General features: G+C 44.1%; 19 protein-coding genes. 2 read left to right on the forward strand and 17 right to left on the reverse strand.

The window, feature by feature from the left end:
- Positions 1-220: 220 nt before the first annotated feature.
- From ABN764_RS15515 to ABN764_RS15595, 17 genes are all read right to left on the reverse strand, one after another.
- The gene (locus tag ABN764_RS15515; RefSeq protein ID WP_446672423.1) at positions 221-2,176 is read right to left on the reverse strand and encodes a TOMM precursor leader peptide-binding protein; all 1,956 of its coding nucleotides are present in this window, start codon (positions 2,174-2,176) and stop codon (positions 221-223) included.
- Positions 2,173-3,747, reverse strand: a complete 1,575-nt coding sequence (locus ABN764_RS15520) for a hypothetical protein (RefSeq protein ID WP_446672424.1) — start codon at positions 3,745-3,747, stop codon at positions 2,173-2,175. The genes ABN764_RS15515 and ABN764_RS15520 overlap by 4 nt, the downstream gene beginning before the upstream one ends.
- 211 nt (positions 3,748-3,958) lie before the next feature.
- The gene (locus ABN764_RS15525) at positions 3,959-4,693 is read right to left on the reverse strand and encodes a YfjL-like protein (protein ID WP_446672425.1); all 735 of its coding nucleotides are present in this window, start codon (positions 4,691-4,693) and stop codon (positions 3,959-3,961) included.
- A gap of 113 nt (positions 4,694-4,806) precedes the next feature.
- On the reverse strand, positions 4,807-5,361 hold the full coding sequence (locus ABN764_RS15530) for a GNAT family N-acetyltransferase (RefSeq protein ID WP_326848320.1): 555 nt from the start codon (positions 5,359-5,361) through the stop codon (positions 4,807-4,809).
- A gap of 242 nt (positions 5,362-5,603) precedes the next feature.
- Positions 5,604-6,473: a GNAT family N-acetyltransferase gene (locus ABN764_RS15535; RefSeq protein WP_446672426.1), complete on the reverse strand. Its 870-nt coding sequence runs from the start codon at positions 6,471-6,473 to the stop codon at positions 5,604-5,606.
- Between the two features lie 123 nt (positions 6,474-6,596).
- Positions 6,597-7,031 (reverse strand): GNAT family N-acetyltransferase, encoded by a 435-nt coding sequence (locus ABN764_RS15540; RefSeq protein WP_446672427.1) that lies wholly within the window; start codon positions 7,029-7,031, stop codon positions 6,597-6,599.
- A gap of 56 nt (positions 7,032-7,087) precedes the next feature.
- Positions 7,088-8,041, reverse strand: coding sequence for a magnesium/cobalt transporter CorA (gene corA, locus ABN764_RS15545; RefSeq protein WP_065290607.1), 954 nt, complete (start codon positions 8,039-8,041; stop codon positions 7,088-7,090).
- 367 nt (positions 8,042-8,408) lie between these two features.
- Positions 8,409-8,957, reverse strand: a complete 549-nt coding sequence (locus tag ABN764_RS15550) for a GNAT family N-acetyltransferase (protein ID WP_446672428.1) — start codon at positions 8,955-8,957, stop codon at positions 8,409-8,411.
- A gap of 94 nt (positions 8,958-9,051) precedes the next feature.
- Entirely contained in the window at positions 9,052-9,465 is a 414-nt protein-coding gene (locus ABN764_RS15555; RefSeq protein WP_446672429.1) for an NUDIX hydrolase, read from the reverse strand.
- Entirely contained in the window at positions 9,465-10,457 is a 993-nt protein-coding gene (locus tag ABN764_RS15560) for a 5'-nucleotidase (RefSeq protein ID WP_446672430.1), read from the reverse strand. Before ABN764_RS15560 ends, ABN764_RS15555 begins: the two co-directional genes overlap by 1 nt.
- Positions 10,458-10,473: 16 nt before the next feature.
- Positions 10,474-10,995, reverse strand: coding sequence for a hypothetical protein (locus ABN764_RS15565; RefSeq protein ID WP_174807993.1), 522 nt, complete (start codon positions 10,993-10,995; stop codon positions 10,474-10,476).
- A gap of 119 nt (positions 10,996-11,114) precedes the next feature.
- On the reverse strand, positions 11,115-11,681 hold the full coding sequence (locus ABN764_RS15570) for a GNAT family N-acetyltransferase (RefSeq protein WP_174807992.1): 567 nt from the start codon (positions 11,679-11,681) through the stop codon (positions 11,115-11,117).
- A 5-nt stretch (positions 11,682-11,686) separates the two neighbouring features.
- The gene (locus ABN764_RS15575; protein ID WP_174807991.1) at positions 11,687-12,157 is read right to left on the reverse strand and encodes an NUDIX domain-containing protein; all 471 of its coding nucleotides are present in this window, start codon (positions 12,155-12,157) and stop codon (positions 11,687-11,689) included.
- 86 nt (positions 12,158-12,243) lie between these two features.
- Positions 12,244-12,609 carry a VOC family protein gene (locus ABN764_RS15580; RefSeq protein ID WP_446672431.1) on the reverse strand — a complete coding sequence of 122 codons (366 nt, stop codon included), beginning with the start codon at positions 12,607-12,609 and terminating at the stop codon, positions 12,244-12,246.
- Positions 12,610-12,910: 301 nt separating this feature from the next.
- Complete coding sequence (locus ABN764_RS15585) at positions 12,911-13,471, reverse strand: DUF4303 domain-containing protein (RefSeq protein ID WP_446672432.1); 561 nt, start codon at positions 13,469-13,471, stop codon at positions 12,911-12,913.
- 134 nt (positions 13,472-13,605) lie between these two features.
- Positions 13,606-13,995, reverse strand: a complete 390-nt coding sequence (locus ABN764_RS15590; RefSeq protein ID WP_446672433.1) for an SMI1/KNR4 family protein — start codon at positions 13,993-13,995, stop codon at positions 13,606-13,608.
- A 159-nt stretch (positions 13,996-14,154) separates the two neighbouring features.
- On the reverse strand, positions 14,155-14,913 hold the full coding sequence (locus ABN764_RS15595) for an SMI1/KNR4 family protein (RefSeq protein WP_446672434.1): 759 nt from the start codon (positions 14,911-14,913) through the stop codon (positions 14,155-14,157).
- Between the two features lie 147 nt (positions 14,914-15,060).
- On the opposite strand from ABN764_RS15595, the gene ABN764_RS15600 reads away from it, so the two are divergent.
- Both ABN764_RS15600 and ABN764_RS15605 read left to right on the forward strand, forming a co-directional pair.
- Complete coding sequence (locus ABN764_RS15600) at positions 15,061-15,288, forward strand: hypothetical protein (RefSeq protein ID WP_446672435.1); 228 nt, start codon at positions 15,061-15,063, stop codon at positions 15,286-15,288.
- 38 nt (positions 15,289-15,326) lie between these two features.
- Positions 15,327-16,409 (forward strand): ankyrin repeat domain-containing protein, encoded by a 1,083-nt coding sequence (locus ABN764_RS15605; RefSeq protein WP_446672436.1) that lies wholly within the window; start codon positions 15,327-15,329, stop codon positions 16,407-16,409.
- Positions 16,410-16,440 lie beyond the last annotated feature (31 nt).

The following is a 16,440-nucleotide window of genomic DNA, read 5'->3' on the forward strand; positions in this document are numbered from 1 at the left end:
TATTTTGAAAAAGAAATGGTCGGCTTCTTATCAGATAGCATTTAGAAATAGATCAAAACAGCGATTGAGCTCAACATATCTCAATCGCCGTTTCATGGAATCAACTTCTCATTCACTTATTTTACCAGTATGTTTATTTCAATACCACCTTGTTTTCGTCCTTATGCATGAATCATGATAATCATTGGAGTCAATCCGAATGCCGTTCGTTCAACATCCCCTACGGAAATGGGTGCGGATAAGGGTTCAGTTCCTCACGTGTAAGCTTGCGATCCACATATCCAAGTTTCATCGGTACTTCCAACACTCTGTCAATCCCCTCTAATCGACGTAGATGGTGGCCAAAAGTCATTGGAAGCATGCCTGGAATCAGCACTTTCACGCAGTGTAGGCCATTGCGTAGCGTCTCGCTGGACGATTGATCAACAACAATCACGTCTAATTGCAATCGACGAAACACTTCAAGAACTTCCTTCAGCTCTTCTGTTACATCTGTACTGACCGGAACCACTGGTGTTGGGAATTCTTCGGCAAAAGAACGGACTGGACGCTGCTCCTCTAACAGAAAGTGAAGTCTTTCCGCTGCTTCTGGCAAACTGTACAGCAAGGTATGATCTTCCATCTGCTGTACCTCATACGGATCCATAAACATAGACAGTGCTTCCGAACCACGTTCCTTCCAACGTTTTTCAACCATAGAGATCGTCCCCGCAAGTTCATGGACAGCACTCTTAGCTGCTCGTATCGGGTCAAGATGAGCTCCCGCAGAACAGACTACACTCACTTCATGTTCTGGTGTTCCCCGAGCAATCGACCAGATGCTCGGAATCCCATTCTCCGTTGTTATGTTGTACAACAACACCTCATATCCTAAGACAGCCTTGATCCGTTGAATCATGAGGACCAGCTCCTCATCCCCTGAGGAACATGGATCAAGCCTTGGGCATTGGAGCTTCGCATACCAAGTCATTAAGAAGGCATCTCGTTCAACTACCTCAAATATGCCATACAACACCGCTTCTTCCAGACTGCCTCCTAATGCGCAGCCGTTAGAGGTTTCATACACGAAACTCCCTTCGTGCCCTAAGCTGTAATAGGCTACTAGATGAGGAACTAGAACGGGGCGTTCCTGTAAAAATGAATACCCCCACACCCATTCAATAGGGGTATCTGGAGCAAAGGAGGCAAACGGAAAACCTTCCTGTTCGTATTGTTCTTGTGCATGAAGCCCAATTGTAGCAGGATCCATAGCAATTTCCTTCAGTTGGTTGTAACTATCGAACACAACTGGACGTTTACCGCGGGGTGTGATGCCGCAATAACGTTCCAATCCCTCTAATATGGCAGCAAGCTGACTGTTCATGAACGAATGGGAACGTCCCCCTGTCACCTCATCGTAATAGCCGAGCGGGAGATTGACGACTGCATCTGCAAATACAGAAGAAAGATGCAGCTCTATGTCGTTAAATAAGCCGGATCGACGATCCCAATAGTCGTTGAACAGAACACCCTGTAATTCATTCATGGAACGACACCGATAGCTATTATCCAGCTTGGGAGATGGTTTAAGCACAATACTCGCTGCTTCTGGCGAATCTTCTTCTAGCTGGCCGCATACTGGACAAGCACCATAAGGAAGAATATAATGCCGCGTACAGTTCAAGCTGTGCAAGTTGATCATATAAATGTGACTGTCGGTACACAGACTGTGTCCGTTTACGCATTTCGATGTCTCCTCAACAAGTAACTGAGCCATAAATCGATACCCTGTCACTTCAATGTCCGATTCAACTCGAGGGACATAGTCAGGGTTAATCAGCATCAAAAGCATGTCATCAGTTGCATTGGTGTTACTGCCCGCTATCGACATTCTAATGTCTGCGCATTGGAAGCATCCGGATGCACCTGGCCAATTCATCGGACCGACGAACCCTTCTTCCCCACTCAAATAAGCCGATATCCACGGAATTCCCGATTGCTGAAGCTTCTCATTCATTTCCAACAGCAAGCCAAGGTTTTCTTGATCCTGAAGCACCAATGCGATGCTCATACTTGTACTTGGAATTCCTTCATTGTGATTCGTCAATCTTGTTACGTTGTAATCGCATTGATCCATTAACTGTGCATATACGACATCTGCAAGTAATCCCTCGCCAATCACCAGGACAGTGTTCACGTAGAGCCCTCCTCTCTGAGCCGCACTCCACATACGAAGAATGCCTCTGTACCCAGGAAAGAACTGCTGTGTAAATCATATATTTCGAAGCACGAATCGTTCTTCTTGTTCTTCTCCAATACTCTTTGCACCGTTGCTATCCAATAAGCAGATGTGAACGGATAGGAAATATGAGGGATTGCGGCCGTGTTCATTGAATTATCTTCTTCGCATTGAACTAGAAATAGATTGGACGCATGCCCCTCAACCTGATTTAGCGCCTTCTGAAGGGACTGGCGCAGCGCAATTGTGAAATCTACATCCACACTTCCATACCAATTATCCCTCGAATAGGCCCATACTACCGGATAACCTAGCAGCGGCTCCCCAACCGCAATAATAGACTCAACTCCCATGATACCTAGCGACTGCAAATAATACTGACAGCGGCTGTCTGCTACATGTTCAAATCGCAGTCGCGATACGATCATCTGACTCGCTCCGTGTCGGCTGCGGTCAATACGATCCTGCAACCGTTTCGTCAAGCATGCCCTAATTCCCCGTCCAACAGCTTCAGCTGCCTCACAACCAGCACCTACACCGATAGCATCTACATGGTCATTCCCCGATACAGGGAACAGAAACGGTAATATACGTGCCGCATACGCTTCCAATCCTGCAAGCCCCGACTCACGCCGAGCCTCTTCATGTGTCAATCCACTGCATATGATTGCTGGCAGTAGTCGGACAAATGATTCTGATGCCGGATCAATCGGCTGAACCATGCATTGTGCAATAGGAAGCTGCACAATTCCCGCCTCTTCCCATTTGTGAAAAATTCCAATTAAAGAGGAAGTCATATCTGCGAAGCTGGTATACCAATCTGAATCATTCATTCGCTCAGTACTTGCTGTGATGATTTCATCCACTGTAGATATACGGCAAGCCGCCTTACTCTCTCGTTCAACATCGATGAGATGTGAACGAATGGAATGCCAGCTCCCTGTTAAGCTGTTCGGATCAAGAATATAGCATTGATCTCTACAATTCCCGTCTCTTCCTGCTGCCACTTCCCGATGATATTCATGCACAACCAGATTTGTAAGAATATGAAGTGCCGTTAACGAGAAGCTCTGTTGCTCTTTCTCACTTCGGAACACGGTCGGGTGCAGGCTCCGCCACACCGCTTCTGGTCGTGTTGATCCGTCCACATCTAACAATGGCCCAACTAATCCAACCCCACGTAAGGTTATCGCAGGCAGAAGGGGTTTCCCCTCCAATTCACATGCATCTTGAAGGTCTCTCCATTCAACCAAATTATCAAGTTGGGCAGCGTATAGGATAAAACGGTATGGTCGAATAATACTGCGCCAATCTTGTTTGAGATCTCTCCGTTTCATCGTGACATTTGAGGTCAATCCTCCCTGTTCGTCAGGCTCCTGATATACCGCAAATGCAACATGATCGGGAGTTTCCGTGTCAGGTGTGCAAACCGTCAGTGTGAAGTCTCCCGCTTCATGCCAGGTTTTAACCAATGAATCCAGCATGGATCCCGAGCCAATAGCAAGTACTCCCTTCTCTTGCTTAGACATAAACAATCCTCCTTTCCCACAAACACCTATATTTCATTGAATTGAATTCGATTCGCTTCGTTATCGTGAATCCGACCTAGAAATGTCATTGTTAACGTATGTCGACGTCTGCTTCACTATGACTCGCTTACGGCCTAGTCCTACTGCAACAAAAAAAAAGAGCTGCCTCATGTCATTAGCGTAATGACAGTTGAGACAGCTCTGCCTTCCCTTACAAGAGCTTTATGTCCTTCTTCAAATCCTCAATAGATTGGATAAACTTGAGTTGATCGTGCTCTAGATGAAGAATTTCGTTCTTTGACATCTTATTTTGTTGAGTCCCTTTCGTCTCAGCTGCCCTTACGAAGACACCCATGGGTTGGGAGGTTCTCACCATATCATTGATTACCTCACGCAATTGCTCCAACACATGGTCGCCTATATCGACAGACTTCAATCGAATAAACAATTCAGGAACATCCTTGGGCTTTACCGGAATGTGCACCCCGTTCTGATCCTGATCACCGCTGAGCCCTTCGGTAAGTGATAACGTGTAATATGCGTATTCAATCTGAATCGTATCAATATCTTGAAGCTTGAACAGATCAGGATGCTTTACTTGCAGTCCATCGCGAATAGATTCAGACCAATACACAAGGGTATAATCGTCTTGCAATCGCTTCCCAACATAGTTGCCCTCGGCGTCGAAGTCACTATCATCATCCACACGAATAATCGCTTTGTTCGAATCCTTCACGTTATATACTTTCGCTGTATATACTTTAAATTTAAAATTATAAGAACTTCCTTCCGCTGCAACATCCATATTGTACTTTTGTTTCATATAATCGATTGCCTTCCGCTTTACTTCAGCATGTTTCCAAGGTAATCCTTCCATTTCCGTATAGACGAAAAACACAAAAGACAACAGCAAGACAACAACCACAATCGATATTATTTTCTTCATGCACAACACCTACCTGACCGAATTGTACGCACTAACTTCATTGGTCTCACTTCTCCGCGTAACTGATTCGTGTACAACATGCGAGTGCGGAGTGCACAGTTTCACTTCATCATTTATCCGTTTTCTGTATAATCCTTTTGAAGCTTGGCAAATAGAATAGCATCTATAAAACTGTCATTTTTGCGATAGCACTCCTGCAGCAATCCTTCTTGGTGGAATCCGGACTTCTCAAGCAGTTTTTGGGAAGCCGTATTTGTCTCAAACACATAGGCTTCGATTCGATTTAATTGCATTTCTTCAAATCCAAATGCGACTATGCGGTTCAATGCTTCCGTCATCAGGCCCTTACTCCAATGGTTTGGATTCAATTCGTATCCGATCTCGGCTTTGCAATCTGCTCTCCGCCAGTTGTGATAGCCGCAAGTCCCAATGATTCTATCCTCCGATCGAAGTGCAATTCCCCAGCGAATGCTCTGTCCTTCCTCAAATCGTTGGTTCCATCTCTCTATTAATTGTTCGGCTTGTTCAATCGCCACGAAATTATCCAAGTTATAATACTGCGTTACTTCGTCCGTTGAGAAATTCTCGAATAGATTGGGCGCATCCTCCGACCTGAGCTGCCGTAGAATCATTCTGTCCGTTTCTAATCTAGGAAATGTTGATATCATCTTGCTTCCTCCTTCAATTCTTCATGTTCTTTAATTCATCCAAGATATCCTGAAGCTGTTTCATTATCTTCATATCATTATCAAGCTTCTTCTTGGTGTTAATTTCAATTCTGACGAGTGTAGCTAAGAAGAAAAACGAGATAATAAGAGCAGACCACTCCATATTCATTTCACCTCAGTTTACATTGTCGTTGACCAGCTACACGCGTATGGGCAAGACACTTCTGACCTAGTTCCACCCGTTATCCAAATATTTGCGCTGCAAGCCCGTATAGTGTACGATTTCTTGCCGGCAGCTGTTGTGCATTCTTAATCATCACCGGAGGATGAGTCTCTCTCTCAAAACCAGCCTGTATCAAAAGCTCGATAAATTCAGGTTGTTCCTCTGGCACATCAATACGAAGCAGCTTGCCCCGGTTATCTTCGGCCAAGTAATGAATCATGGCTGATGCCGCTTCCTGCTGTACAGCTACCACTGGTCCAAGAACGAGATACTTCGGGCCTTGAACGGCAAATCCATACCCGATCAGAGTACCTTTGTTATCCAGTACAACTACCCCCTGCTTCGCCTGTTTCCAGCGAGCAGATAGGAATGTCTCTCTGTCTGCTCCAACGGCCAACTGATCCAGTTCACGAATCCCAGGGAAGTGTTCCAACCCTAGCGGCATGGTACGCATTTCAGAGACAGAATCACGCCGATTAGATAATGTGTTGTAGCTAGAACATACAAGCTTATTGACGTACGATACGATATGATACCCCATGCCTTCATACAAAGGTCGGCCTTCTTCCGTTGCAATCAGCATTATGGTGTCGCAGTTATCAACAGCGTCCATACAAGCTTGAACAACCGCCTTCCCTAAGCCCATCCCTCTATAGCCTTGATCAACGATAACCATACCAATGGTAGACAATCCAGGCTTGTAGGTAAGAATAGCAGCACTTGAAATAATGTCGCCTTGCTCATTGCGATGTCCCCATACCGTTCCCGATGACATAATCGTCTGAATATCCTGTTCATCATAATCCCAACCGATCGAAGCGGATAGGTCTATCAATCCCTGCGTATCTGTTATACGCAATTGCTCTACAGCTAATGTCTGATTCGGCATCAAATCTATCACCTTTCTGAGCACACACTTTAGAAATAGAAATAAAAGAACCCAGCTTTACAAGATCATGCTTCTGTAGGACTGGGTCTGAGGTCGAAATTCAATTATTCCATTATTATACACCTAATAACTCTTTAACACGCATAAAAATCGCTCCACACCTGGATATTTTTCACCCAGACTTGTAACAGCAAAGCCAGCTCTCTGATAGAATCCAACCGCATCTCGATCCGTTTCTGCTTCAAGTCTAACAAGATTGTGGATCTGCATCACATGTTTGATCATCGCATGTCCAATTCCTTGACCACGAAGGTGCGGCTTTACCGCGATATGACGCAGTACGCCTTCTCCGGTTGCATCTGCACGTACACCAATTAATCCGACCAGTTCTGCTTCAATGACGACTCCATACAGTAACAGGGACTCATCGCTTCGGTAGAGAACAACCTGGCTATTGATCTTCTCTTCGTTCGGGTACATACATGCTGCAAGCAGCTCTCGCACCTGCTCCCAATCCGAATCCCCCTTGAGGTTAACTGGTGTATTCATGTTGTTCATGTTGTTGCGGCCTCCATATAGCGACTCTTATTTTCTTGAATTCCCTGCTCCATTTTTCAATCAAACCAGCCTTTTCTTTTAAACCATGCGTACATTCCAATGCCGCCGCCAACGAGAACTGCCAAAACGATAAAATAACCCCATTTCCAATGAAGCTCAGGCATGTTATCAAAGTTCATACCGTATATTCCAACTATGAAAGTTAGTGGCATAAAAATGGTCGTTATGACTGTCAATGTCTTCATGATCGTATTCATTCGATTGGAGTTTAAGGACATATAGCTGTCTCTCATATCAGCAGTCATCTCACGGTTCGATTCGATCATTTCGGAGAGCTTCAACAAATGGTCATAAATATCTGTGAAGTAGAGCATGTTGGTCTTTACACCTTCGATACGCTCGGAATTAATGATTCGGTACATCAATTCCCTCATCGGCAATATCGTTTTTCGCAGTTTTAACAGCTTGGATCTGATTTCAAATATGTCGTCCATCACGCTTTGGATAGAGTCTTTCCCCTCTTTGGATTCAATATCAGACAATTGATCTTCAAGCTGATAGGCCGCAGGGAAATATTGATCGACTAACTTATCGATAACCAAATGAGCCGCATACACATGGCCAGCTTCGAACAACTGCTGATTCTCCGCAATGCGATTCCATGCGTCGTCGATTTCCTGTGAAGGATTCAAATGAAACGTTACAATAAAATTGTCTCCCCAAAATAAATCCACTTCTTCCGCCGCAAATGTATGAGGGTGGAGTGAGTGCAGAACAAAAAAATGAGTGTTTTCATAATGATCAACTTTCGGCCGCTGCAGCAAATGGTGCAAGCAATCTTCAACTGCCAACGGGTGGAAATGGAAATACTGCTCCAGGAGCAACGCTTCTTCAGGCGAAGGTTCATTGAAGTCGACCCAGTACCACTTTGCTTGTATCTGCTTAAGCTCCTCTAAGGTGATATCCCTTCTCAATTCTAACTTATCCGTCACAGCCAATACACGAATCATAGTACATCGATCCCCTCAAGTTAGTTAAATGACATTCAGATAAAATAGGATCCAGTTGTATTATGTGTCATAATCATAACTTACTGCGTATAAATCGGACGACCATTCAGACGATATGCTTTCCATACCTTTCGAAAGATGAAATACAGTCTCACTTTGAGACTTGCTCGCCATAGTTTGACCGATTCGACCCCAGCTGAGACATCTAAGATTTGATTTTTGATATTCCAAACTGCTTTCATCCCAATAAAAAGTCATAGACTCGATAAGCTTCATAAGGTTGCCCTTGATAGGCAGCCGACCCTTTATCAACAAGTATTGCCTCCATACCCGCATCTCCCCTCAATAAATAGCATCCAAACAACGATTATGAAAATACAGCTCCAATTTCCTTTTGGTAATTGCTATGACCGTCTGTACTCCCTACCTTCTCAAAGCCTTGTGACACGTAATACGCATTCAACTTCTCATTATCACCAACGCAATCCAGGCGGATATACTTCTTTGCAGAAGGAAATTGCAAGCCATTCTCTACCCACGTTATGATATGCTTGCCTATCCCCGTCCCGGCAAAGTCCCGTGACACGGCCAATCGATGAATCATTACAGAATCCTCTAGATTGGTATCAGGCCAAATATGGTGATCCCACTCCTCTGGTTCTATGAGCACACAAACCGTGCCAATTACAGTATCTCCTTGCAGGACAACATAGGCAGAACCACTGTCAATGCTCGCTGTAATATCATCTCTGCCATATCCGTCAAGGAAATGTCCCCATTGTCTTATTCCCTTGCTGCGAAGCCACTCGGCCGTCTCTAGAAATATGTTCAGCATTGCCTCAAAATGCTCAGATGTCGCCTGACAAATCAGATATTCCTGAGCTATGTAATGTTGCTTGACGATCGTATTCTCCATAACTACCACCTCATCTGATGTTCAACCTGTTCGATAAAAGGGAACTAATATTCGCATTTCATTCAAATGTCATCATCAAGCTGGAACAATAAGGCTAGAAAGGAGTCACTTTACACTTGGGCAAATCTTCAATGGCAATCCAACAAGCACCAAGTGAATCCTCCCCATCTCCGCCCACTCTCAATTCATGATCATTAGGTATGTCTACATTGTAAATGATGCCGATGTGGTGGAGCTCTTCTAACGTATCCTTGGCATAGGGATAAATCAGGGTGTAAGAGAGCGCGGTTCGTATCGTTCCCGAACAAATCGCGATTCCTGTTTCTTCTTCTATTTCCCGCAGCAGTGCAGCATAAGGCTCTTCTCCGAACTCTATCCTTCCTCCTGGAAGATCCCATTTCCCAGTATGCGGGCCTCTTGCTTTTTTGATGAGCAGAATTTCATTCCCTCTCACAATGACACCGTATACGCCAAGAAGCGTATGCTTGATTACGCTGCTCTGACTCACTACGTCTCAGCTCCTTCTGTCGAGAGGATCGATGCAAGTTCTCTGCTCTGTCGTGTCTCACCTGCTGCCTCAACATTTCTTACTCCGAACGGGACGTGGACGGAAGGTGCGATTCTCGCAACTCCTTCTATATGCCCAACCTGGTCATCAAAGAAGATGTGCGGTTTAAAGATTTTCAGTACCCGCTCCTTCTCAACTCCGCCTAAGAAAAATGCTTCATCAATCCGAATATCCAGCTTTCGTAGAGTGGAAATCACCCGTTCATGCGCAGGAGCATTCCGTGCCGTCGCGATGGCGACTCTTATTTTGGGCCGGTAATCTGGATTATCGATTCTGCGATTAATCTCTCTCCGCTGCAGCTTGGATATTTCAAGAAAGAAACGTAGCAACGGCCCGGCAGGGAGCGGCTCTCCCGCCTTCAACCGCTCATGCTGATGAAACAGCTCAATTGCTCCCTTTTCATATACAGCCTCTGCCGAATCATCTGCAATAATTCCGTCGAAATCAAAGGCAATACGGAGCTCTTCATCTTCCTCATCATCAACGAAATCAGTCGGATACACGCAGCCCGCTGGCAATCCCAACTCAACGGCCTGCTTCACATCATCCTTATTGCCAGACAAGAAGAGCGACGCATTAAAAGCATCCATATATACAAACGGATCATTTCCCGTGACGAATACCGCTCGCGTAATAGGCAGACCATAATGCTCTATCGATTTGAATACGCGTAGACCAGTATCCGGATCATTGCGGGACAACAGAACGACCTCAACGGCTTGATCGCCGATATCCGCATCGTTCAGACCGAGCAATCTTTTAATAAGTGGGAAAGCCACACCTTTATCCAGCACTCGCTTCTCATTCTCACGCTGATACTTCCGATATTCTTCTTCACCATGTTCCTGAAAAACAGCATCTGATTCTGTCAAATCAAACAACGCACTCGACGCTACAGCCACTACCAATTTATCTTGGATGTGATACCCCATATCATTTTCCTCTCTGCTAGATCTCCTGTCCTTTTTGGATATGCTCGCGCATTTTCTCCCCAATGATGTCATAGAACGACACGATATTATCCTCGGGACCGTTGACAATGCGTTTATATGCCTTCCCTATCGGATTGGCCTGGGCTCCATGAGCATTTAACAGGTACCCTCCATCAACCTCTTCCCATCTGCATTCTTCGCCTAGCTCAATCCTCATAATTTCTCCTACATAGATGCCCCAAATCGCCGCTATTGACCACACCTCTCGATCGAGCGGCTTAATCATATCATCATGACTCGCATAATCATTCGCGTAGTTATCCAATATGTCTTCTACCCGATGAATACTCTCGCTGCTGAAGTCCAGCGTGTGCCCCATCGTTTCAGCAATTTGAATGGCCAACTTCGTATGATGTGCGACCATTTCATTCAAGCTGTTTGTATCCATATTATGATCCTCCAATTTATTCTCGTTATTGTTATTCACTGCCTTCTCATGAACCAGCATGCCCAGGCTCACTGTGCTAGATAGTTTCACATGAAGGCCATCTGTATAAGGATGCTTTCAATTCTCCGGTAAATAGTCTGTAGTTAGTTCTATCCCTTGCTGAATATTCTTACTTATCCGCTTCCAATACTCCCAAGCTCTTCACACTTCTACTTCCCAGTCCATTCAGACTTGCGCAGCTTGTAATACAAATGCGCCTTCCCATTGATATCGATCTCACCATATTGAACAAACCCACACTTTTGGATCACTCTATTTGAAGAAATATTGTTCAATAGCGCTACAGCATTCAGCTCTGTTACATCTGTATTCTCGAACAAATAAGCGATAAGCGCTCGTGCCGCCTGCGTCATATATCCCTTCCCGGAATAATCTCGGGAGATTGCATACGCAATTTCCCGATTCGGAGACGGCAATTCATCCTTCATCCCTGTTACGCACCAGCCTATAAATGCACCTGTCTCCTTCAGCACAATTCCCAAGCGTAGGCAAAGATCACCAATATGTCCGTCTTCTGCGACCGCCTGCAGAAAATGTTTATTCTCTACCAACTCGTAGTTGGCCATCCAATCCAACCTTTGCTCCTTCGTCGCGTTCCAATCCGGTAAGAATTCCAAAATAGCAGGCTGCTGCGTTAATGCACATATTGCATCCACATCTTCCATTCGATACTCACGCAGCAATATGTCGCCACAATCAATTGTTAACTCTGTCATTCTAGTCAGCTCTCCCCTGATGATGCAATGTCGCTCCCCCAGAAGGGAGTTCGATTGCCACTCTTATAATGTGTAATCGCTTCCCGAACAGGATACGGGAGTAGATTATGCTTGTCCATTTCATTGACATGAATCCAATAAAATTCTAAATGTTGTTCCTTCGATTCCGGGTTCCTAGAATGTTCAATGCCCTGCGCATCTGCAATAAATAAATGATTGATTTCTTGATGATAAACATTGTTGTCTTCATAACCCGCTTCAACCGCACCAATATACTGCTTCACTTCACACTGTAGGCCCATCTCTTCGAATATTTCACGAGACAGTGACTCCTGCATTCCTTCACGAAATTCAACATGTCCACCAGGCAGGAACGTATTGTCCATCCCAATACAATGTGCCACTAGCAGGTATTCCCCTGATAACATAATGCCTCTGGCTAACACGTGATATTTTTGTCGCATCTCACACTGCATTCCAAGCTCATTCCTCTCCGATGTTACCGCTCTTTTGCTACCTTCATGCAATTATGCACGCAAGAATCTTTCCGTTGATAGCTCAATTACGAACGATCCGTATGTGCCAAAATATTTACAAGCTTTCCGAAAGGATCTCGCACATAAAAGCGTCTCACTCCCCATGGCTCATCTGCAGGCCCGTATTCAATCGGGAATCCAGCACGCTCCACATTCATCAGAACAACATCAACATCATCTACTTCTATCGACATATCCGGTACAGGCGTGTCCGAACCTCCTTGCGAAGCAATGCTTATCTGGATACTCATTTGGTCGTTAGAACCATAAGTAGCGATCCAGCCATGATCCATCATGAGATCAAGCCCCAAAATTTCCTCGTAGAAACGCTTAGCTTCCGATAGATTCGACGCGGCTATATCTATATTGGCAACGATTCGTTTAACCGTCATAGGTACCTCCATCATAAGAAATCAGACCTTGACTCTGCATTCGCCTCGGACTACCATGAACTTCCTTTCTCAAGTGTACTTCACCTACAAAAGGAAGTATATACTCTCATTCCGATGAAGCGATGATAACCATATGCATCGATTTGGGACTGTTCTGAAGGAGTTTTTTCGGGATTTGGCAAAAAAACAAGCCAGAGCGTATTGCTCGGGCTTGTCGGAATTTTATTAATTCTGCTGTTCAAAATCTTTCTTAGCTCCAACGCCCTTAATAGATTTGCGAAAAGTTGAACTCTTTCAATTACTATGCCAAAAGTGCGCGAATCTTTTTCCTTTTTGCTGTAGAAACATCGCCGTTTGAAACGCAGACACTAAGCAAGACTGGTGAATTATATTCTTTGGCGAAGAAATCCTCTGCTTTTAATTCCGCCAATACCTCCGTACAAAGATCAAGCAACTTATCGCGGAAACGTTTCATTTTGCCATCTGATCCCAAAGCCGCACTATACATGGCAAGTTCGTTGCATATCGGTTCGAATAAATCGAGGGTAAAATCTGTGCCTTCATAACGCCATTCGTTAGTGGCGTAAGCAAAATATTCCTTATCTGAGGGATTTTCAGCCACAAGTTTTTCGAAATGTGCTTTTGTGTTTGCCGCGTCCGCTACCATAGAGCCTTCATCAGCAACGTACAGTCCAAAAGAGATGATTTCTTCATGTCCATGCGCTTTTATTATTTCACGGAATGATTTTTGTGCGGCTTGTTTCAATGGTGCTTTTAATGCTGCAAAGTCAAAAGCAGGCAGTTTGGGCATAACGATAAGTTCTTTGATAAATGCATCAAAAGTAGGAGCAACGGTTGTCACTTCCCAATAATATGTTTCGTTTATATTCCGCCAGTCCTCTATTCCGTCGACAGGTTCGCCGTTTTTGCCACGTCGAACTTTTCGAGTTATGAAAGCTATAGACGGCTCCCCGCTTGTCCCACACTCCAAATAGTTTAAACATAATAAGGTGCACCCAAGATGCCGCCAATTTCCAATAGATTTGGAATGTCATAGAAGAGTGGGGGCATATCACGCGCCTTGTGTCCGGCATAGTGCGTTGGAAGACTTTCATCTCCATGACGACGACCGATTGCATTAATATAATCAATTTTTACATGCCGAATCGCAATGCCGGATGCATTATGAATAGGAAAGCCATTCCGTTTAAGTAATCCACCATTTTGCGATGTGGACACAAACTCAATGTAAGAAGCGGGCAGTTTAACGCCAAGCCGTTGCTCCAACGCTGTTAATTCCTCATCGGATGGCAGTGGCAGGGTAAAATACGCTGATACTTCCCTCTTCCATAAGTTTTTAAAATCAGCTTCAGTAAAATAACTCATCTAGGTACCCCTTTTCACAAGCATTCTTTGCGTTCACCCAAAACATCCAAAACAAGGCGTAACACAAACGTCGCCACGTAAAATATAATTATTGCCGTTCGCTAAAATTGATCTACCTACGCCGTATGCTTATTAGGTGTATGTAAATATATGCCCTTACTACTGATCCAGTTCTTTGCACGTCCCGTTCACTTCAACCCAAAATTCATTGTTCAAATCAATTTCTAAAGACAGTTCGTTTAAATCAAAAGGAACCTCTACATCTTTACTTTTGAGTACTCTCGAAATCTGTTCAAATTGTTCTAACGTATCTGCAATTTTAATCGGAACCCACTTTCCCGTTCCGTGATATGAAAAGTAGACAGGAAATCCATTATCTTTTTGAGTAAAGTCAATATAAAAGGGATCGTCCATCGTGTTCACCGCAAAAACATACCAGCCATCTTGCCAATCGCCGTTTTTATCTGAAACGAGAAATTCCCCTGAGAGAGAGTTAAAGCGATAGCCTTCCTGCATTTTATTGAAATCATTTATGTCTGCGTAATATGCAGGAAGCATTCCTATATAATCAAAGCAGATATCAAGATTTATAAAATCTACTAGTTGCTTCGGCAATTCTGGAATCTGTTTGGCTTCCTCGGGGATCCGAGCTTCAACGGATATCACTTCCTCCCTATCATCCCTTTCGATGATTTGAAGGATCTCTGGGTTCTTTAGTCGCTTTACTAAATAGTCTGCTGTACCAAAGTACACCTTTTCCATAAGCGTATATGGCAATGACTTAGATTGTTGGTATAAATGTGTTGCATTCGTGGTGAGTTGCAAGGCTTCTCTAAGATGTACAAACCCCTTCAAGCCATCAGGTGGCAACTTAACAAGCACGATATCAACCCATACACTGTTAGGTATATCCTTCATCGTCGTCTAAAACCTCCTGTCTGTACTGCAAATAAGGTAGCATACCCACCTACTAAAATCTACATTTAGATACAACCGCTATTTTAGCGATTGAACTTTTTGGAGTAATCTGGTGTAATTAATGTGGTTGAATGTTGATAGAAATCGTTGAGAAATGTACCTTTCTATGAGAATCATTATAATGGTTATCATATTGATGTTCCTGATCAAGGCAAACTTCATCATTTAGGTTTTTATGAAGTGGTTAATTCTACATACCTGCAAGAAAACGTAAAAAAATATGACCCTAAAAATAGGCTTGGTCTAAGGCATTATATGATTACAGGATATGATGGCTATGTTGAATTAATAGCTTCAACGTTTTCGGTCAAATAATAACTGCTGTAGATTCTTACACGAGTGGAGTTGTTGAGATGTTTAAGCTAAAGGACATTGGAACCGATACGTCGCTGCCTGATCTTGTCAGACACATCAATGAAGGCAATCTATCAGAGCTGCGCGATGCCATTGCACAGGGCTGGGATATGGAACAAGAGATTAGAATAAGCCAATATACGACTGTGATCCCAATAGAAGCAGCCTTAATTGCGGGACAATTCGAGGTAATTAAATTGCTTATCGAGCACGGAGTGAATTTGAATCATAAGAAGGAACCGTCCTTCCTGCTAGCTGTTCGCTATTGTGAAGAGGAGATCATAAGATACATCGTAGCGCATGGAGCCAAGGTCGATGCCCTGAATCAACTTAAATCCAATGCCTATCAACAAGCTTATTACGGGAACAAACACAACCTCCCGCTAATCCATGAGCTTGGCTTGGATGCAGCCAGTTATGGCGGCTATACACTACGTAAAGCCGTTAACGATCGGGATTGGCGTACAATTGAATTTATGCTTCAGCATGGAGTGGATATCAATTTCAATAAGCCGGATATGGTCTTCCCTTATTGTGCTACCCCTTTAACCACTGCCGCACGAAATGGCGATATGAAGATGGTTCAATACTTAGTTGAACATGGAGCGGACGTGTGTATATGTGAAAAAGGCGGTGATCGTGCCTATACGATTGCTGTGCAAAATAAAGATAGCGCGATGGCCGAGTATTTGAAGTCATTGGAGCCTGCAGAATTCCATAACTATGAAAATAAAAAATTGGCACTGAAGAACTATAAACTGCCGCAAGGACTGATTGATTTTCTATTGGGAGACAAGCTGCGAATCGATTTGCCTGACAATGAGTTCGAAATCGGCTACATCGAGTTCTTCCCTTATACGGATACGATTGAAATGAAGGCAGGTAGGAAGAAATTGCTGCGGCTCTCCGCGGAAGTTGATAATTATACTTCGATTCTCCTTGTCTGGAATCCAAAGACGAAATGCGTCGGCTACTATGATGAAGAGCATCAAGAATACGGCGATGTATGCAGTTTCGAGGACTTCCTCGCACAGCCTGAGCTGTATATGACCAAGATTATAGAGGGAGAAATGGTGACATAAGGGGAAGAAAAGCAAAGCAAAACCCAACATC

Origin of the sequence: Paenibacillus wuxiensis, assembly GCF_040195695.1 — a bacterium.
In the GTDB taxonomy this organism is placed as follows: Bacteria; Bacillota; Bacilli; order Paenibacillales; family Paenibacillaceae; genus Paenibacillus_B; species Paenibacillus_B suaedae.